At 55.8% G+C, this 19,142-nt stretch carries 18 protein-coding genes; 9 read left to right on the top strand and 9 right to left on the bottom strand.

Features of this window, described 5'->3' with window-relative positions; all coding sequences use genetic code 11:
* Window positions 1–91: 91 nt before the first annotated feature.
* Together ACVWXZ_RS05525 and psb35 are read left to right on the top strand one after the other, a co-directional pair.
* The gene (locus tag ACVWXZ_RS05525) at window positions 92–310 is read left to right on the top strand and encodes a hypothetical protein (protein WP_011433585.1); all 219 of its coding nucleotides are present in this window, start codon (window positions 92–94) and stop codon (window positions 308–310) included.
* 137 nt (window positions 311–447) lie between these two features.
* A complete protein-coding gene (gene psb35, locus ACVWXZ_RS05530; protein WP_414331646.1) occupies window positions 448–756 on the top strand; it encodes a photosystem II assembly protein Psb35 in 309 nt (102 codons plus the stop codon).
* 172 nt (window positions 757–928) lie between these two features.
* Here psb35 and ACVWXZ_RS05535 read toward each other — a convergent pair whose 3' ends face one another.
* Both ACVWXZ_RS05535 and ACVWXZ_RS05540 read right to left on the bottom strand, forming a co-directional pair.
* A complete protein-coding gene (locus ACVWXZ_RS05535) occupies window positions 929–1,873 on the bottom strand; it encodes a hypothetical protein (RefSeq protein ID WP_457482262.1) in 945 nt (314 codons plus the stop codon).
* A gap of 88 nt (window positions 1,874–1,961) precedes the next feature.
* Window positions 1,962–2,636 carry a response regulator transcription factor gene (locus ACVWXZ_RS05540; protein WP_011433588.1) on the bottom strand — a complete coding sequence of 225 codons (675 nt, stop codon included), beginning with the start codon at window positions 2,634–2,636 and terminating at the stop codon, window positions 1,962–1,964.
* Window positions 2,637–2,829: 193 nt separating this feature from the next.
* Between ACVWXZ_RS05540 and ACVWXZ_RS05545 the strand changes: the two genes are divergently transcribed.
* A complete protein-coding gene (locus ACVWXZ_RS05545) occupies window positions 2,830–3,576 on the top strand; it encodes a rhomboid family intramembrane serine protease (RefSeq protein WP_414331644.1) in 747 nt (248 codons plus the stop codon).
* A 65-nt stretch (window positions 3,577–3,641) separates the two neighbouring features.
* A complete protein-coding gene (locus ACVWXZ_RS05550; protein WP_457482263.1) occupies window positions 3,642–4,238 on the top strand; it encodes a Uma2 family endonuclease in 597 nt (198 codons plus the stop codon).
* 51 nt (window positions 4,239–4,289) lie between these two features.
* On the opposite strand, the gene ACVWXZ_RS05555 is transcribed toward ACVWXZ_RS05550, so the two are convergent.
* Window positions 4,290–5,894, bottom strand: coding sequence for an NAD(P)H-quinone oxidoreductase subunit 4 (locus tag ACVWXZ_RS05555; RefSeq protein WP_414357523.1), 1,605 nt, complete (start codon window positions 5,892–5,894; stop codon window positions 4,290–4,292).
* 235 nt (window positions 5,895–6,129) lie between these two features.
* Here ACVWXZ_RS05555 and ACVWXZ_RS05560 point away from each other — a divergent pair, with 235 nt between their 5' ends.
* The 3 genes from ACVWXZ_RS05560 (at window position 6,130) to ACVWXZ_RS05570 (ending at window position 9,166) form a co-directional block, all read left to right on the top strand.
* Window positions 6,130–7,008, top strand: a complete 879-nt coding sequence (locus ACVWXZ_RS05560; RefSeq protein WP_414406558.1) for an isoaspartyl peptidase/L-asparaginase — start codon at window positions 6,130–6,132, stop codon at window positions 7,006–7,008.
* A 127-nt stretch (window positions 7,009–7,135) separates the two neighbouring features.
* Entirely contained in the window at window positions 7,136–8,170 is a 1,035-nt protein-coding gene (locus ACVWXZ_RS05565; RefSeq protein ID WP_457482264.1) for an adenosine deaminase, read from the top strand.
* 192 nt (window positions 8,171–8,362) lie between these two features.
* Window positions 8,363–9,166 carry a M55 family metallopeptidase gene (locus ACVWXZ_RS05570; protein ID WP_457482265.1) on the top strand — a complete coding sequence of 268 codons (804 nt, stop codon included), beginning with the start codon at window positions 8,363–8,365 and terminating at the stop codon, window positions 9,164–9,166.
* Here ACVWXZ_RS05570 and mnmH read toward each other — a convergent pair.
* From mnmH to urtA, 6 genes are all read right to left on the bottom strand, one after another.
* The gene (mnmH, locus tag ACVWXZ_RS05575) at window positions 9,159–10,223 is read right to left on the bottom strand and encodes a tRNA 2-selenouridine(34) synthase MnmH (RefSeq protein WP_099887403.1); all 1,065 of its coding nucleotides are present in this window, start codon (window positions 10,221–10,223) and stop codon (window positions 9,159–9,161) included. The two genes, ACVWXZ_RS05570 and mnmH, sit on opposite strands and share 8 nt — an antisense overlap.
* A gap of 219 nt (window positions 10,224–10,442) precedes the next feature.
* Window positions 10,443–11,207 carry an urea ABC transporter ATP-binding subunit UrtE gene (urtE, locus tag ACVWXZ_RS05580; protein ID WP_011433598.1) on the bottom strand — a complete coding sequence of 255 codons (765 nt, stop codon included), beginning with the start codon at window positions 11,205–11,207 and terminating at the stop codon, window positions 10,443–10,445.
* A 34-nt stretch (window positions 11,208–11,241) separates the two neighbouring features.
* Window positions 11,242–12,009, bottom strand: coding sequence for an urea ABC transporter ATP-binding protein UrtD (urtD, locus tag ACVWXZ_RS05585; RefSeq protein ID WP_457403932.1), 768 nt, complete (start codon window positions 12,007–12,009; stop codon window positions 11,242–11,244).
* A gap of 179 nt (window positions 12,010–12,188) precedes the next feature.
* Window positions 12,189–13,397: an urea ABC transporter permease subunit UrtC gene (gene urtC, locus ACVWXZ_RS05590; RefSeq protein WP_457403931.1), complete on the bottom strand. Its 1,209-nt coding sequence runs from the start codon at window positions 13,395–13,397 to the stop codon at window positions 12,189–12,191.
* A 3-nt stretch (window positions 13,398–13,400) separates the two neighbouring features.
* The gene (gene urtB, locus ACVWXZ_RS05595) at window positions 13,401–14,558 is read right to left on the bottom strand and encodes an urea ABC transporter permease subunit UrtB (protein ID WP_457403930.1); all 1,158 of its coding nucleotides are present in this window, start codon (window positions 14,556–14,558) and stop codon (window positions 13,401–13,403) included.
* A gap of 104 nt (window positions 14,559–14,662) precedes the next feature.
* Entirely contained in the window at window positions 14,663–15,937 is a 1,275-nt protein-coding gene (gene urtA / locus ACVWXZ_RS05600) for an urea ABC transporter substrate-binding protein (protein ID WP_457403929.1), read from the bottom strand.
* Window positions 15,938–16,320: 383 nt separating this feature from the next.
* Between urtA and ACVWXZ_RS05605 the strand changes: the two genes are divergently transcribed.
* Together ACVWXZ_RS05605 and ACVWXZ_RS05610 are read left to right on the top strand one after the other, a co-directional pair.
* A complete protein-coding gene (locus ACVWXZ_RS05605) occupies window positions 16,321–18,249 on the top strand; it encodes a S9 family peptidase (protein ID WP_457482266.1) in 1,929 nt (642 codons plus the stop codon).
* A gap of 177 nt (window positions 18,250–18,426) precedes the next feature.
* On the top strand, window positions 18,427–19,131 hold the full coding sequence (locus tag ACVWXZ_RS05610; RefSeq protein ID WP_041436634.1) for a Uma2 family endonuclease: 705 nt from the start codon (window positions 18,427–18,429) through the stop codon (window positions 19,129–19,131).
* Window positions 19,132–19,142 lie beyond the last annotated feature (11 nt).

Raw genomic sequence — 19,142 nt, forward strand, 5'->3', positions numbered from 1 at the left:
ATCCCTTCTGCCCTGACCTGAAAGCGAAACTTGTCACAAAATGTAACCTGATGTTAAGATTAGTTACAGCAATCGATATGAGGTATTGACAATGCAATCTTCTCCCAGGATCCCTTCTCGTCTGGACTCCGCTTCTGTTGCCCAGTACTACGACACCACCAACGACTGGATCCCAGGCTGGACAGAGCAAGCGGAGCGTTGGAATGGACGCTTGGCCATGTTGGGCTTAGTGATCAGCATTGCTACAGAAGCGGTGCTGGGCCACAGTGTTTTTGCCAGCACTCTCGCCCAGTGGCTAGGTCTGCAATAACCTGCAATAATTTGTCGAAGAACTTTTCGGTAGAGCCACATTGGACATCTCACAGACTTTCTCTTCGGCTTTGAGATGTTACAGCTCTACCCTTTTTGGGAGCTTTTTCACCCTTCAATCCCTATCTCGACAGTCCGATGATGCTTGACAATCCCTTCCTCCCCTACATTGCCGTCATGGTGGCCGGGCTGGTGGCCGCTGTTGTGATTGGCTCGATGGCTTTCTTCAACTCCAAGCGCCCTGCTGGCTGGGAAGGCGCCGGTCGCCCGCGGTACGTGCCGCAGTACGGTCAAGACGGCGATACCCCGCCGGAGTGGGAGATTGGCTGGACGGAGAAGGCCGAGCGATGGAACGGACGGCTGGCCATGTTGGGGTTTGCCATCAGTGTTGTGGTAGAGGCCATAGTGGGCCACAGCGTGTTTGCCTCTGCACTGGGGATCCACTGATCCAAGTTGAAAGCTGTCCGGCGCCCAGTCGTCTCGAGGAAATAAAGGCGGAAGCTATGGAAGCCTGCTTTTTCCTCATGCGTGCTCTTTGTCTTTGCCGTGCAGTACTACCTCGCTTATCTCCTGGAAAGGCTGTACCCAAAGATCGGTGCCTCCTCCATTCGGTTGGTGTCTAGCCATCTGTTGCCTGTCTAATATGATTCTCAAAGGTGAGACGTGCTGGAAGCTCAGAAAGGTTCATAGGGATACCCACAAGCTTGAGTGTCTTGAAAAATAGATGGAAGTTATCTACCTTGTCACAGCGGAAGTAACAATCAGAGCTCTTTGTTGACCTAGACCCTGAGATAAACTCCAGGCGGAATACGTAACCATCCTCACTATCAATGCACAGCTTAATCTCTTTGATAGCCTGGATCCTAAATAACAATCGCTCTGAAGAACCGAAATCCTCGACTCTAACGTACTCCCTACTTATGGCAACGCATCCAAATGAAACCTCTTGTCCACGCTCAATTGCTTCTCTCATGCCTTTCCAGCGCGTGGAGCAAATGTAGCTGGCTACATACCTCATCAAAGGCAAAGACGGGGAAGATATAGATACGACAGGATTTCCTTGGCAATTGATGTAGTAGCTGTAGTATGGGTAGCATTCTGATTTGACAAAACCGACACTCTTCTTACTGAAGTCCACGTTCACTGAGACAATTTCGTTATACCTATAGGCAAGTCTGTTCTGCTTTCCTAGGATGTCACGATAGATGTCATGATAAATGAAGCCATTGCTCAAAATAACAACCCTAGATTTATAGGGTTGATTCGAGTACCAATAGTACCAAAGAAGCATCGATAAACCACCCAACAATCCAGAAAAAGCCATAGCAATAGGAGGTATGCCACTGGCCAAAGTGCTAGGGATCCATGTCCCTAAGGCAGAAAGTATTGCCGATAGAACTGCGAAGATAGGAAGTCCAATAAGTAGCAATGTAGATAAAGATACCGACACAACACGCATCAGCAAAGTAAAAGGGCTCCATTTCTCGATTGGCGTTTCTTCTGTTGTTACGAGGTATCCCAGTGACTTATCCCGTACCAGCTTTGTCTCGGCCTCTAATAACATCACTTATCCCCCCTCACTTCTTGGATAAGCTCCATTGGCAATCTATGCCAAAGTAGTGTTTAGAGACAAACTCATAATCTATTCTGTTTCACCACTGGATAATCTTTTTCTGAACGGCTGTCATACACATGGCAACGCGAGCATTGATCTCATCCTCAGAGCCGAAAATATCCAACTTTTCTTTGAGCCTCTGGATACAGTTTTGTACGGTCTTCTTGCTGGTGTGAATGCGATCTGCGATGGCCTGATCGGTGAGGGCTTCTTTGCAGAGCAAGTTCAAGACCTCAATTTCTCGTTCTGTCAGCTTCGTAAGACCGCGCAACTCCCGCGGCATGCGCAATTCTCCATTCAGGGCGCTTTTGGCCCCCTCCAGAAACACGGTGCGCCGTTCCATTTTGTTGACCGCGGCAAACCCACCCTGGTGTTTGCTGATCAGGCCCACCAATGGAGTTAGCAGCAGCGGCTCGCTGGAATAGGCCATCACATTTAGGGTGGGGTAGTTCTCAAAGATATGACGCAGGAACTCTAGGCCAGGCTCGGCAGACTGCTCCCCGCTGGTTTGACCATAGAGCAGATCGGCTACAACCAAGTCTGGTTGTTCCCGCTGCAGGCGCAGGATGGCGTCCATGGGATTGGTGACCGTAATACATTGAGCATCTGCTGCAATGCGTTGCAGCCACTCACAGTTGTTTTGAGCCACCTCTGGATGATCTTCGACGATCAAAAACTTGAGCGGGGCAGTGGGGCTTTCAACCTCGGACATCAATCCACTCCTCTAGTCCAGCCTTGCAGTTTATCCTCTGCCGGGCGGGCTTGACTGAAAACTGAAATAGGTTCACCAGCAAAGCTCCCAGCAGGTTACCCTAGTGTAGCCTCAGGTAGGGGCTTAGAGGTGAGCCTGGGGGGGTGGGAAAGGACAGGTTAGGCTAGAGGGTGACGTCAACCGGATCTGAACTGTGGTACCCCTGCAAGATCGCAACCCAACCACCCGCACAGCCTATGTCACTTATGCCCTGGTGATCGTTAACATCTTAATTTTTCTGTACCAGCTAACCCTGTCGCCACAAGAGCTGGCAGCTTTTTTCCGGGAGTGGGCAGTGGTACCGATAGAGTTGACGGCCAGTTTTCGAGGGGAGATCACCTCTTCGTCGCGTCCAGAATGGGTAACCCTATTCACCTCACAATTTCTGCATGGGGGCTTTCTCCACATTGGCGGGAACATGCTTTTTTTGTGGGTTTTCGGCAACAACGTTGAGGATCGCTTGGGCCATGTGCGCTACCTCATCTTTTACCTGGCTTGCGGAGCTTTGGCTGCGCTAACGCAGTGGTTTTTCGATATGGGATCCCCCATTCCTTCACTGGGGGCAAGCGGCGCTATTGCTGGCGTATTGGGAGCCTATATTTTGCGTTTTCCACGGGCCGAGATTCTGACCCTGGTGCCCTTGGGTATTTTCATCACAACCCTCTACGTTCCGGCTTGGGTGTTCCTAGGCTTTTGGTTCATCCAGCAAGCCTTCTACGGCATTGCCAGCCTACAGACGCCTACCAACATCGGTATGCAGGGTGGGGGGATTGCCTATTGGGCCCATGCAGGCGGTTTTGTGTTTGGGGCCATTTTGGGGCCGCTAATGGGTTTGTTTTCCGGCAAAAGCCCTTATGACCGCCAAATGACATGGCAACAACGCGACAGGGATCTGTTTTGATTTGATCAGCTTTGATACTTTCTCAGTCTATTGTTAATCGGATAGCAGCGTGATGGGAGAAAGCCATGGTCAGTCTATCTGCCAAGCCTCTAACTCTGGAAGACTTTCTACAACAGCCGGAAACTCAGCCCGCCAGCGAGTTCATCAAAGGAGAAATTATCCAGAAGCCCATGCCACAGGGAAAACATAGCCGTCTCCAACTAAAACTGGGTAGCTTCATTAACGAGATGTTGGAGCCTTCTCAACTGGGAATGGCATTTCCAGAGCTGCGCTGCACCTTCGCCGGATATGCGATTGTACCGGATATTTCTGTAATCGCCTGGGATCGGATCCCTGTAGATGAAGATGGCACCATTCAAAATCTCATCCCCTTTTGCCCTGATTGGATGATCGAGATTCTCTCTCCCGATCAAAATCCAATGAAGCTGGTCAAAAAAATCTTGATCGGCCTGGATCACGGCTGCCAAATGGGGTGGATCGTGGCTCCCGAAGAAAGGGTTGTTTTCGCCTACCCTGCCGGGCAGCAGCCGACAGTACATGAGGATCCCCAAGAGGTGATCCCCACTCCTGCGTTTGCCCAAGGGATCCAACTGACAATCGCAACTTTGTTCGGCTGGATGCAAGTTCAAGCTGGCGAGAGCCACAAGTCCAATGCGGGATAGAAAAAGAGTGGATCTCCTTCCATCCCTCAATTCTCAATTCAAATTCAACATTCAGTTGTTGTAGAGGGCAGGAGCTTGGGCAACCGTCTCACCAGTTTGAGGCAGCTCCTGCCGCAGCAGCGCCACCAAAGCGTTAGTGGATTGGTCGTAGAGGCTGGTCACCAGCTTGGGGTAGAGCCCAATGCCAATGATGGGGATCAACAGGCAGGCGATGATGAACACCTCGCGTGGCTCAGCATCTACCAATTCTTCGTGTTCGGTGAGCTCTTTGTTCTCCGGGCCAAAGAAAATCTGCCGCAACATCGACAGCAGGTAGATGGGGGTCAGGATCACCCCAACTGCTGCCAGGAAAACCACCACCAACCGGAAGGGGAGAGAGTAGGCATCGGTGGTGGCCATGCCGATAAACACCATGATCTCGGCCACAAAGCCGCTCATGCCGGGTAGGGCTAGCGAAGCCAGGGAGCAGGCGGTGAACATGGAGAAGATCTTGGGCATCTTCAGGCCAACGCCGCCCATTTCCTCCAGCTCCAGCGTATGGGTGCGGTCGTAGGTGGCCCCCACCAAAAAGAACAGGCTGGCCCCGATCAGCCCGTGGGAGATCATCTGCAGCATGGCGCCGCTCATGCCGATCTCCGTCAGGGATCCGATACCGATGAGCACGAAGCCCATGTGGCTGATGGAAGAGTAGGCGATCTTCCGTTTCAGGTTGCGCTGCGCGAAAGAGGTGAGGGCGGCAAAGATGATGTTCACCACCCCCAACACGATCAGCACCGGCGCAAAGTAAAGATGAGCATCCGGCAGCATGCCCGCATTCATGCGCATCAGGGCATAGCCCCCCATCTTGAGCAGGATCCCGGCCAGCAACATGTGAACCGGCGCAGTGGCCTCGCCGTGGGCATCGGGCAGCCAAGTGTGCAAGGGGAAAATGGGCAGCTTCACCCCATAGGCAATGAGGAAGGCCCCGTACATCAGCAGTTGGAAGGTGAGCGGATAGGTCTTGTGGGCCAGATCCGTCATGTCAAAGCTGATGGGATCCCCGTAGAAGGCCATAGCCAGACCTGCCACCAGGATAAACAGGGAGCTGAGAGCCGTGTAGAGGATGAACTTGGTGGCCGCATACAGGCGGTTGTATCCCCCCCAAATGGAGAGGAGCAAGTACACCGGGATCAGCTCCAATTCCCACATCAGGAAAAACAGCAACATGTCCTGCACGGCAAACACCCCGATCTGCCCGCCATACATGGCCAGCATCAAAAAGTAGAAGAGGCGAGGTTTGAGGGTGACCGGCCAAGCGGCCAAGATGGCTAGGGTAGTGATAAACGCCGTGAGCAGGATCAGGGGCATGGAGAGGCCATCAGCCCCCACCGACCAACTCAAGCCCACTTGGGGTACCCAGGTGTAGCGCTCCAGCAGTTGCAAACCTGTCTGGCCGGGATCGTAGCCGACATAGAAGCCGGCCAGCAGAATCAGCAGATCCGTGACCGCAATGAACAAAGCAAACCAGCGGATTCGCTCGGCCAACTTTTGTGCGTAGGCGCGGGTACTGGGATCCCCAGCCGGTGCTGGGATCAGGGGAATAAATAGGGCGGCCAACACAGGGTAAGCGATGACCGTGGTCAGCCAAGGAAACTCGTGCAAGCTGGGCAGCGCCATGGATGTAACCTCGCTTGTGCCATACCATCAGGGGGATCCCTGCCGGCTGCAATCCGACAGCCCTTTACCAGAATCGCCCTTGAGTATCTATGCTTAGCAAATCTACAGGATTATCTTAAGGCTCCCTCTCCCTTTGCGTTGGGATCCCTGGGATGGAGCAGATGCATGGGTGGATGTTGTACCCGAAAATCAAAATATAGTCTTCCACTGTTCTCACAAGGTAACCGATCTCATCATGCCTCAGCCCAAACTGATCATCCACGGCGGAGCCGGCAGCGCCCTGGAAGGGGAAAGCAGCCTGGAAAAAGTGAGGGGATCCCTGCAGCAGGTGGTGGAGAGCACCTACGAGCTGCTGTTGGCTGGGCAGAGTGCCGAGGCGGCGGTGATGCATGCCTGCCAGTTGCTGGAGGATGATCCGCTCTACAATGCCGGGACGGGGTCGGTCTTGCAATCGGATGGGCAAATCCGCATGAGCGCCGCTCTCATGAACGGGGCCACCCAGTCTTTTAGCGGGGTGATCAACGTCAGCCGAGTTCAGCATCCCATCCTCATGGCCCAGGCTCTGCAATCAAGCCCGGATCGCGTGGTGGCCGAACAAGGGGCAGCAGAGCTGGCGCGGGAGCTGCAGTTGCCGGTCTATGACCCGGCCACTCTCAAGCGGGTTCAAGAGTGGGTGCAGTTGCGCCAAACCCATCCCCCAACTAGGGTTCTCACTGCTCTGGCCATGGGCACGGTGGGGGCGGTGGCCCTGGATCAACAGGGGCAAATCTGTGCCGGCACCTCCACCGGCGGGCGGGGGTTTGAACGGGTGGGGCGAGTAAGCGATTCGGCCACTCCAGCGGGAACCTATGCCAGTGCGGCGGCGGGGGTCAGTTGTACTGGTGTCGGGGAAGATATTTTGGATGAGAGCTTGGCGGTGCGGATTGTGATTCGAGTGGAAGATGGCCTCAGCCTGAAGGCTGCCATGGCCAAGTCTTTTCAAGAGGCCCGCCAACGTCGCCGCTCCTTTGGGGCCATTGCTCTATCGCGCTCGGGCGAGATTGCTTGGGATACCACCACCGACCTACTGCTGGCCGCCTATCACGATGGGCAGGGGATCGGCTTGACGATCTAAACTTCTAGCCGGGCTTGCGGGATTAGACCTGGACAAGCCTGAGGCGGTTGGATAAGAGTAGGATAAGAGTAGAAATAGTACTTAAACAAACCAAGTCTGCCCCCTGGCGGGCCACTGTAGAGCGTTTATGGCACTTCACGCGGAGTTGCACCGTCATTTGGGCGGTTCGGTTGTCCCCCGAATTCTGTGGCGCTATTTTCACCGCCAGGGATCCCCTGTGGCGGAGCGCTTTCCCACCTATGCCGAGTTTGAGGAGTTCTACACCCGCCCGCGCAACACCCTCGAGGATTACCTGGAGCTGCACACGCTGGTGGAACAGGTGCAGACCCTGGAAACCCTGCCCTATTTTATCTACCGCCTGCTGCGGGGAGCCTACATCTTTGAGGATCTGGCCTACCTAGAGATTCGCTACACCCCCTACCTGCGCACGGATCCCAGCCTGGATGAGGCGGAGCGCCTCAAGCAGATGCGCCAGGTAATCGAGACGGTGGGGCAGGCCAGCCAGCAGCGGGAGTATCCCATCGTCACCACCCAGATCGTCTGTTTGCATTCACGCCTGCCCAGCCACATCAACCGGGCCATGGTGGAAGCTGCCGCTGAGTCGGAGTATGTGTGTGCCATCGACCTGGCCGGGGGAGACAAGCCCTACGGCGAACGGATGGACGAGTGGATTGAGCTGTTCAAGTATGCGCTGGCCCGCGGCCTGAAAACCACTGCCCACCTGTACGAAACTTTGGATGGCTGCTACCCACAGTTGCTGCCCTATGTCTCGCGGATCGGCCACGGCATTCAGATCCCCCTCCACTATCCAGAATTGCTGCCGGAGCTGGCGCGGCGAGGACAATGCCTAGAAGTTTGTCCCACCACCTATCTAAAAACGGGAACTCTGCCCAGTTTGGAGCCCCTCAAGATTGTCTTTGACCGCTGCTTTGACGCGGGGGTGGATATTGCCATCTGCACCGACAACGCCGGCTTGCACAATGTACGCCTGCCGTTTGAGTACGAGAACCTGCTGACCCACGACATCATCGATTTCGAGCAGCTCAAACACTGCCAGGAAGCAGCTTTTCGTCACGCTTTTGCCTGGCCCTATAAGGGGCGTCCGGCCTCATTGTTGTCGGAGTTGCAGCAGGGGGTATCTGCTTCTTTGGTGGCTCTCTGACCGCCTCAGCGGGATGGAGTCCTTGTTTTTCATCCCGACTTCTCGAAAACAGGGAAGGGATCCGTAACAGAGACAGGGGCAGCTTTCGCAAGGGAAATGACCGCTTGGATCCCTTGTGCAGAGCGATGTTGAGCGGCATCTGAGGGTGGATAGAGCCCGACAGAATCCAATGCTGAGTCTACTGAGCCAAACATGAAGGTTTATATCAGCGCCGATATTGAAGGGATCGCCGGCATCAGCCATTGGGATGAGGCCACCATCGGCCAGCCGGGTTACGAGGCATTCCGAGAGCAGATGACCCGAGCAGTGATCGCGGCTTGTGAGGGATCCCTGGCTGCCGGAGCCACGCAGATCACAGTCAAAGATGCCCATGACTCCGGGCGGAACCTCATCCCCGAACGGTTGCCGGAGCCGGTGCAACTCATCCGCGGCTGGAGCGGCCACCCCTACTGTATGGTGCAAGAGTTGGATCGCAGTTACGATGCCCTGCTCCTAATCGGCTATCATGCCCGCGCCGGATCTGCTGCCAACCCCCTCGCCCACACCTACACCACCGAAGTTAGCCAAATCCGGCTGAACGGCCAGGCCATCGCCGAGTTTCACCTGGTCAGCCTCACGGCTGCCTATGAGGGAGTCCCAGTTGTGTTTGTAGCCGGAGATGCGGAGGTGTGTGCTGAAGCAAAAGCTTATGACGCCCAAATCGAGACGGTGGTCACCCACAAAGGGATAGGCCAGTCGGTCATTACGCCACATCCGCAGCAGGTTCTACAGGCCATCCGCCAAGGTGTAGAGGGATCCCTGAGGCGGCTGTCGGCCTACCGTCCTCGCCCACTGCCGGATCACTTTCAATTGGAAGTGGACTACAAGGATCCCGCTCGGGCCTACCGCAAGTCTTTTTATCCCGGCTGCCGGTGGATTGCCGATTCCACGGTTCGGCTGGAAGTTTCCGAGTGGTTTGAGGTGTTGCGGGCTTTGGAGTTTATCGTGCTCACCTAGCCAGGGATCCAAGCGGCATCTGGATGAGGCGAGCAGCAGCTTCCCTGAGGCTGGTCTCGGAAAGGTCAGACAGCTCAATCCGGGCCCGAAGGCGATTGAAGTTTTGCTGCAGCCCGTGTCGATAGGTGGGGTCGTAGTGCTGCTCCAGCAACTCCTGCACAAACTGCGGCCAGTCTTGGGCGTCGATCAGCTCAAACCAACGCTGCAGGCGGGCCTGGCCAAGACGGGACTTCAGAGGCAGCAATTTCCCCTTTAGCGCTTGGGGGTGAGCAATCCAGTGGGGATAGTGGGCGATTAACCCCTTCACCCGCTCCTCTAGAGGCAACTGCACTTCGACACAGTCGGCTTGGGTAAGGGCTTGCCAAAGGGCAGGCGGCAGATGGAGCTGGCCCACTTTGGCACTCTCAGCCTCCACCCAGACTGGCTTGGCGGGATCCCACCGGAGAAAAACCTGCACCAGTTGACTTTCAAAGCTCTTCTGACTGGGCTGTGGCACCCCCCACTCGGCCCCCAGGAGGGATCCCCGGTGACAGGCCAGCTTTTCCAGATCGAGAACTTGGGATCCCTGTTGGCGCAGATGGTGAAGCAACTGGGTTTTGCCGCTCCCTGTTGGTCCGCAGAGCACTCGGTAGGTAAATTCCTGGGGCAAGATCTGCAGCTGTCGGCGCACCCAGGCCCGGTAGGTTTTGTAGCCGCCTTGCAAAACCGTAACCTGCCAGCCCACCTGGGACAACACCAATGCCAAGCTGGCAGAGCGCTGCCCTCCCCGCCAGCAGTAGATTAGGGGCCGGTAATCGCGATCTTTATCGGCAAAATGGGTTTGCAAGTGGCGACTGATGTTCTGGGCCACCAAGCTTGCCCCTCGTTTGCGGGCTGTAAAGGGATCCACCTGCTTGTAGAGCGTGCCCACCTCCGCCCGTTCTGTATCGTAGAGTACAGGCAAGTTGATGGCTCCCGGCCAATGATCCTCTGCGAACTCTGCCGGAGAGCGCACATCGATAATTTCGCTGTAGGTGTGCAGCCAGGGCTCTGCAGTGAAGTGAATCGGAGGAGACACAAACCTGTGGATGGAAATGGCAAGCTAGCGCAATCTTGAACAGTTTCTAGCTTAGCCAACGCTGCTGCTCAAGGAAGCCCAGGGCTAACCCTAGCCTATCCCCTCGCAGGTGGACTTCTCGCTTTTCCAAAAGTTTAGGCAAGGTCTCTGGAACATGCAGGATGCCATTTGCCGCTCTCAAAAAAGTTATAGAGGTTTTCAGGCTCTCCAGGTGCCACCTCAGATAGAAAGGTGAGCTCGGACTTTTTCTTCGTCCATTTGGTCAGTCGGCCCCTCCATGATAAGGGATCCATTTTCCATAAGATAAAAGTAATCGGCCAGACTTTGGGCAAACTCAAAATACTGCTCCACCAGCAACACCGAAACGCCCCGCTCCTTTTGAATACGGGTGATGGCTTCTTCAATCTCGATGATGATGGAGGGTTGGATCCCTTCTGTAGGCTCATCCAGGAGCAAAAGTTTGGGCTCTGCCACCAAAGCCCTGGCGATGGCCAGTTGCTGCTGCTGCCCACCGCTCAAATCCCCACCCAGCCGTTTAAGAAAAGAACGCAGAATTGGGAATAGGTCATAGACAAACTCAGGTATGATCCGTTCTCTGTCCGGTGCCGCTTCTAGCCCCACCAGCAGGTTTTCCTCAACCGTTAGGCGGGGAAATATCTCTCGACCTTGGGGTACATAGCCAATACCGGCGCGGGCTCGCCAATTGGGAGGGTAATGGTTGATAGGACGGCCCTCAAAAGCAATTTTGCCTGTGCAGTCTTTCAGAAGTCCCATCAGGGCTTTAAGTGTGGTGGTTTTGCCCATACCATTGCGGCCCAGAAGGCAAACCGCTTGGCCGGGAAAGATCTTAAAAGAGAGATCCTTCACAATTAAACTCTGACCATAGTAAACCCTCAAGTTGGAGACCTCCAGGAGAGGCCCGGATCCATCTCGGGATAAGTTTTGTGTTGCGGTCGCGTTTTCCGTATTCATAGGCCTGCGCATGAGTCGATTAGATACAGAACTATAGCCTCTTTGCTTAGTTTTTCCCCTTGTGGGATCCGAGATAGACCTCAATCACTCGCGGGTCGTTTTTCACATCCTCAAAGGTACCTTCGCACAGCACCGAGCCTTGGTGTAAAACGGTAACCTTGCGGGCAATTTGTCGTACAAACACCATGTCATGTTCGATCACCAAAATGGTGTGGCTTTGGGCTAAGGATTGAATTAACTCTCCTGTAGCTTCTGTTTCTTTGTCCGTCATCCCGGCCACGCATTCATCCAGCAGCAGCAAATCCGGATCTTGAGCAATCACCATGCCGATCTCCAGCCATTGCTTTTCTCCGTGGGAAAGCAGCCCTGCCGGAACCCGATCCTTACGGCTGAGGCCAATGGTTTCCAAAAGAGCATCCGTTTTTTCTCGCAGATGCTTTTTGCCCAATAGGGTGGAAAAAACCCTTTTGTCAGGGTTGAGGGATAGCTCCAAGTTTTCTCGCACGCTCAAGTTTTGATAGACCCGCGGCGTCTGAAACTTGCGCCCAACACCCAAAATCGAGATCTCGTGTTCCTTGAGCTTGGCCAGATCCTTTCCTTTGAACAGCACCCATCCTCGGGTGGGCTTAACCTTGCCCGTCAGCACATCGAGAAATGTAGTCTTACCCGCCCCATTGGGACCGATGACCACCCGCAGCTCCCCTTCCTCCAGAGAGAAGTTCAACCCATCTAAAGCCTTAAAGCCGTCGAAGCTGACGGTGAGATCCTGGGTTTGTAAAATTTGTCGGGTGGCGGTGGGAGCTGCAGTAAGCATGGGGATCACATCCAAGAACGGAAAGGGCAGAGGGCGAACAGGGTTCTCAACCCATCAAACTCAACCCATCAAATAAATAAGAGAGGACACTTGGCATCGCTGGCTTACCCATCAGATCTGGGATCCTTTTACTCTGAACTTGCACCTTGCGTATGATGCACATCGACAGAAAGCCAGATTTAAGCTGGGGAAGTATCTGCCAAGCGCCTGCGCCAAAGCTGGACAGTGACCCAAAGCTGCCTGCCTTGGGTGCGCACCCAACCCACCAGTCCATCCGGCAACACCAGCACCACCAGCAGGAACAATCCCCCTTGGAAAAACAACCAAATTTCGGGAAAATTTTCGCTCAGCAAGCTCTTGGCAAAGTTAACCAACAGAGCCCCCAGCACCGCCCCCACCAAACTGGCCCGACCGCCCACCGCCACCCAGATTACCATCTCAATGGAAAAGGGAACGGCCATCGCATTGGGAGAGATGATCCCAGTTTGCAAGGTAAACAAAGCTCCGGCAACACCCGCCAGGGCAGCAGACACGGCAAACACCAGAACTTTAAAGCCGGTGGGATCGTAGCCGGAAAAACGAACCCGCGGCTCGTCATCTCGAATGGCTACCAGGATCCGACCGAATAGGCCGCTGGTCAGCCAACGACAGAGAAGGTAAGCCAAAACCACCGCCAGAACTGTAGTGACATAGACAGCGAAGCGCATCTCGGACGAGTTGACATCCAGGCCAAACAAAGTCTGGAAGTTGGTCAGGCCGTTGGTGCCATTAATTAAGCGCTGTTGGCCGTTGAAGAAGTTAAAGAAAATAATCGTGATGGCCTGAGTTAGAATGGAGAAATAAACCCCTCGAATGCGATTTCTCACCACCAAATATCCCAGGGCTGCTGCCACCAAAGCCGGGATCAAGACAACAGCAACAACCGTGAACGGAAACGAATAAAAGGGGTACCAAAACCAGGGCAATTCCGTTACCCCATAGAGGCTGAAAAACTCCGGTATCTGACCTTCCGGCAATTGCAATTTCAGGTGCATCCCCAGAGCGTAGCCCCCCAAGGCGAAGAACACCCCATGCCCCAGGCTGAGCATGCCGGTATAGCCCCAGATGAGGTCGATCCCCAAAGCTACAATGCTGAGGGCCAGAAACCGCCCCAACAAGTTGAGCCGAAAGCCAGACAGCACAGTTGGGGCCACAAAGATCAAGGCCAGCACCAAAACGATGAGGATCCCGGCCTCCCACAGAAGCTTGCGAGAAGAATTGGGATCCCCACCCGCGGCGGGAGCAGCCACTTCATGATCAGCACGGGGGGAATGAACCAGTTTCATGGGCTTTGTGAGGGAGTAGAAGATGGAGAGTCTGGTCCTAGAGTTTTCGCCAAGCGAGATCATTCCCTAGGCATCCACCATACGACCTTTTTCGGGGAAAAGGCCCCGAGGTCGCACCTGCAAAAAGGCCACGATCAAAGCAAAGACCATCACCTTGGCCATGCTCGTGGTGGCAAAAAAGTTGAGGGTATCGGTCAGGATGGGCACGTTGGGAAAAATCAAAGCCAGCGTCCCGGAACCGATGACAAAGTTGGCAATCCCGATCCCAAGCGCCGCCACAATACTGCCTAAGAGCTTACCAACACCCCCCACGACGACCACCATAAAGGTATCCACGATGTAGTTCTGGCCGGTGTTCGGCCCCACGGATCCCAGCAGGCTGACCGCCACGCCGGCTACTCCCGCCAGACCCGAACCGATGGCAAAGGTAAGGGCATCCACCTTTTGCGTGGGGATCCCTACACAGGCACTCATGGCCCGATTCTGGGTAACCGCCCGGATGCGCAGCCCCCAGCGGGTGCGCTGCAAGAAGAAGTACAGCCCTAGGATGCAGAAGACAGTGAGGGCGATGATAAACAGGCGGGTATTGGGCAAAAACAGGCTGCCCACCGGGATCCCACCCCCCAGCCACCGGGGAGCCGTCACGTCTTTGTTCTGGGCGCCGAACCAAGGCTGGGTAACCGCCAAAGCACAGGTTTGCGCCAGCACCCGCCCCCCCACCGATGCAATGGCCGTGGAGAGCACCAACAGCAGCGCCAGTGTCCACCCTTTGAGGCGCGGCCAATCCGTTCGCCTGGCCAAGAGCCACCAGCCGCCAAAAAAGAGCACCGCGAAGGCCCCCAAGCGGAAAGCCAGCACCCAATTGACGCTGCGCACAAACTGCTGCAGGATCAGGCTCACGCCCCAGGTGGCCAAAAGGGTCTCCAAGGGTCGGCCATACAAAAAGCGGATCACCCCCCGCTCCAAGGCCAGCCCTACCAGAGCAGTGACGGCAAAGGCTGCCACCAAAGCCGGGAAGATATACAGATCCCGCCAGGGATCCCCTAGGGGACGAAAGGCATTTTGAACCACAAAAGTGGTGTAGGCCCCCAACATCATCAGCTCCCCATGGGCCATGTTGATGACCCCCATGAGGCCGAAAACAATGGCTAAGCCCAGAGCGGCTATCAGCAAGACGGTGCCGATGCTAAGGCCGTTAAACAAGCTATCCAAGAGCAAGGTCATCGGCAGGGGATCCTCCTTCCAACTAAACTAGGGAGGCTAACCGAGCATCTAGGCGGGATCCCCGACCCTATCCAAACGGCAAGGGATCCCAGCCCTGGCCAGGACTAGCTGACTTTGTAGCGACCGCCCTTGGCCGGATCTGACCAATCGCAGGCAAAGCCCTTGGTCTCTGCCACAAACTGGTTCCAGGGCTGCGGCTCCACGGCATCCGTAGAAAAGATGACATCAAACAAACCGTCAGAGCGCACCTGGCCGATCCGCACATACTTGGTCAGGTGGTGATTGGTGTTCATGGTTACCAAGCCTTCTGGGGCATCAAAGGTCTGGCCATAGGCTGCCTGCCGCACGGCGTCGATTTCCACTGTTCCCGCTTTTTCCACTGCCTGCTTCCAGATGTAAACCATGATGTAGGCGGCTTCCATCGGGTCGTTGGTGACGCGGTTTTGGCCGTATTCTGCCTTGAAAGCCTCCACAAACTTCTTGTTGGCAGGCGTATCCACCGTCATAAAGTAGTTCCAGGCGGCGAAGTGCCCTTCCAAAAATTCGGGGCCAATGGCCTGCACCTCTTCTTCGGCAATGCTGACGGACATGGAAGGATAACGATCTGGCCCCAGCCCTGCCCCTTCCAGTTGTTTGAAAAAGGCCACGTTGCTGTCGCCGTTCAAGCTGTTGTAGATCACACCGCCATTGGGAAGAGCGGCCCGGATCTTGCTGATGATGGGGGTAACTTCTGTGTTGCCCAAAGGCAGATAGTCTTCACCCACCACTTTGCCCCCCAGGGCTTCCAACTGGGCCTTGATGATGGTGTTGGCCGTGCGGGGGAACACATAGTCGGATCCCACCAGGAAGAACTCTTTACCTTTATTGTTGAGCAGCCATTCCACGGAAGGCTCGATCTGCTGGTTGGGGGCAGCGCCGGTGTAGAAGATGTTTTTGGAGCACTCTTGTCCTTCGTACTGCACGGGATACCAGAGCAGGTGCTGCTTGGATTCAAACACCGGCAACACGGCTTTGCGACTGGCCGAAGTCCAGCATCCAAACACCGTTGCCACCTTGTCCACATCGATCAATTTGGTGGCTTTCTCGGCAAAGGTTGGCCAATCGGAAGCCCCGTCCTCGATAATCGGCTCGATCTGCTTGCCCAAAACCCCACCGGCGGCATTGATCTCTTTGATAGCCAGCTTTTCCGCATCCACCACGCTGGTTTCCGAAATGGCCATGGTGCCGCTGAGGGAGTGCAAAATGCCAACGCGAATGGTCTCTCCCTGGGCGTAGGCGGGCACAGACCGCTTCACCCAGATCTGCGGCCCCAGGGCAGCCCCGGCTCCGGCCAGAGCGCCCATTTTCAGCACTTGACGACGATTAAATGATAGAGCCATCGGTGATCTCCGAAACGAAGTGAGTGCAAAGGGTATTAAGAAGTCCAGTTGTTGCAGCAGCCCGGCCAACGGGGGGAAGCACCTAGCTCATCACCTCGCCCATGTGTTAAATTTGCCCAACTGCAGTCGGCTGAGGCTTTCACCGAATGCCTTCCCAACGTCAACAGGGGAAAGGCTAATCCTGCAGTCGAGAAAGCGTTGTGCATCCCTGTTGCCTTAACGTGTTCCATCAAACCCATTCAGCCCGGAGAGAATTGTATCGCGGGATACCTTTTCCCAGAATCCGAGCCCTTTCCCCACAGGCTGTAGGCAGAGGCAGGGATCCCTTGCTGCCGGCATAATAGGGGTTCTGGGGTCGAGAATTAGTTGAGAGTTAATAGCTTATGGTGCAACAGGCCGGCTATGGATCTTGGCGATCCCCGATTACCGCTGACCTGGTGGTGACGGGATCCCTGCGCTTGGGACAGATGGTTTGGGATCAGGGGGATCTCTACTGGACGGAGGGCCGCCCGCAAGAAAAAGGGCGCAATGTGTTGATGCGGCGCTCTGCCGACGGGATCCTGGTGGAGCTGACACCGGCACCTTTCAATGTGCGGACACGGGTGCATGAGTATGGGGGTGGAGCTTATTGGGTGTCGGCAGGGGTAGTGTATTTTTGCAACTTCGCTGACCAACGGCTCTACCGCCTGCTGCCGGGTTCGGATCCCCAGCCCCTGACGGAAGCAGGCCCCTATCGCTACGCCGACGGGGTGGTGGATCGGGCGCGTGGACGCATCCTCTGTGTGCGGGAAGATCACAGCCGCCAGGGAGAGCCGGAAAACAGCCTTGTCTCGATTGACTTGGAAAGCGGATCCCAGCAGATTTTGGCTTCTGGGCACGACTTCTACGCCAGCCCGCGCCTCAGTCCAGACGGCCAGACCTTGGTATGGCTGACCTGGGATCACCCCCAAATGCCCTGGGACGGCACAGAGCTGTGGCGGTCTGAGGTGAACCCTGACGGCAGCTTGGGAGAACCTCAAAAGCTGGCCGGTGGCCCTGCCGAGTCGATCTTCCAGCCCCAGTGGTCACCGGAGGGGGATCTCTACTTTGTTTCCGATTGCAGCGGCTGGTGGAACCTCTATCGCTGGGATCCCCAGGGCCCCATTCCCCTCTGCCCTATGGAAGCGGAGTTTGGAGAGCCGCAGTGGGTGTTTGGCCTGAGCACCTACGGCTTTGCTGGGGATGGGCGCATTCTGGCCTGCTACCAACAGGGGGGTCTGTGCCATTTGGCCTACCTGGATCCCCAGTCGGGGCAACAGGAAGAGATCCCTTTGCCCTACACCGAGATCCACAATCTGCAGGTAAGTGGGGAAAAAGCCGCTTTCCTGGTCGGATCCCCGACGGAAGCCACTGCCTTGGTCTGCCTAGACTTACCCTCCAGCCAAGTGGAGGTGGTGGCCCGTTCCAGCAGCGTGGCGGTGGATCCCGACTATCTGTCGATCCCAGAGCCCATTGTTTTTCCCACCGGTGGCGGCAAGGAAGTGGCCTACGCCTTCTTCTATCCCCCCAAAAACCGAGACTTTGTTGCCCCTGCTGGCGAAAAGCCACCCCTGCTGGTGAAAAGCCACGGCGGGCCCACCGGAGCGACGGCAGCGGTGCTCAACCTAGGGATCCAATACTGGACCAGTCGGGGGATTGCCGTTTTGGATGTGAACTACCGGGGCAGCAGCGGCTACGGACGGGCCTATCGGGATGCCCTCAAAGGCCGGTGGGGCCTGGTGGATGTGGAAGATTGCATTGCCGGAGCTCAATTTTTGGCAGAACAGGGCAAGGTGGATGGGGAACGGCTGCTCATTCAAGGGGGCAGCGCTGGCGGCTATACCACGTTGGCGGCCTTGACCTTCCACAGGGTCTTCCGAGCAGGTGCCAGCTACTACGGGGTGAGCGATCTGGAAGCCCTGGCCCAGGAGACCCACAAGTTCGAGTCTCGCTACTTGGACAGCCTTATTGGCCCCTACCCAGAGCGACGGGATCTCTACCGGGAGCGTTCCCCCATTCATCACCTGGAGGGCCTCAATTGTCCGGTTATCTTCTTCCAAGGGTTGGAAGACGCCATCGTGCCCCCCAATCAGGCGGAGAGGATGGTGGCAGCCCTACGGGCCAAAGGGATCCCAGTGGCCTATGTGCCCTTCGAGGGAGAGCAACACGGCTTTCGCCAGGCGGCCAACATCAAACGGGCTTTGGAGGCAGAGCTTTACTTTTATGCCCAGGTGTTGGGGTTTCCGCTGGCAGAACCTCTTGAGCCGGTTCGGATCGAGAACTTGGACACCTGATGATGACTGCTCAATGGGTCGAATAGAAAGGGATCCCGTCCCATCTATGGCCCATTGTTGCTCCACAACGCTGTCGCGACAGAGCAGCCCCTCTATGATGGACTTACCAGCCAACCCGGATGGAGTCATCGATATTGCTCCGCAACACTGTCGCGACTGCTGGTAAGAGAGCTGGTCATGAGCGTCAGTAGCCCTTCCTTCCGTGAACTGCCCATCTTAGAAAGCGGCGATCGTCTCACCCGCGATGAGTTTGAACGGCGCTATCAAGCCATGCCTCAGCTCAAAAAAGCCGAGCTGATTGAGGGAATTGTTTACGTGGCATCTCCCCTCAGATATCGCCGACATGGCAGACCACACAGCCACATCATGGCCTGGCTGGGAGTTTATGAAGCAGCAACGCCGGGGGTTGAGTCGGCGGGCAATCCAACCGTTCGCCTGGACTTGGACAATGAGCCGCAGCCAGATGCCATATTGCGGATGCACGAATCTTGTGGGGGACAGTCCCGCATTAGCGAGGATGACTACATTGAGGGTGCACCGGAGCTGATTGTGGAGATTGCCGCCAGCACAGCTTCCTACGACCTGCATGATAAGCTGCGGGCCTACCGGCGCAACGGCGTGCGGGAATATCTGGTCTGGCTAACCCAAGAGCAAGCCTTTCGCTGGTATGTCTTCCAGAATGGAGAGTACGTGCAGCAACAGCCCAATGAGTTGGGCGTTTTGTACAGTCGGGTGTTTCCGGGGTTGTGGTTAGCCGTGGACGCGCTGCTGACGGGCAACATGCAGCAGGTGTTGGGTGTGCTGCAAAGGGGAATTGAGTCGGAGGAACACCGAGAGTTTGCAGCGCGGTTGGCAACCCGAGAAGCAGAGGCTGGAGCCTAGGCCATGAGTCG

Source organism: Thermostichus sp. MS-CIW-38 (assembly GCF_054058415.1).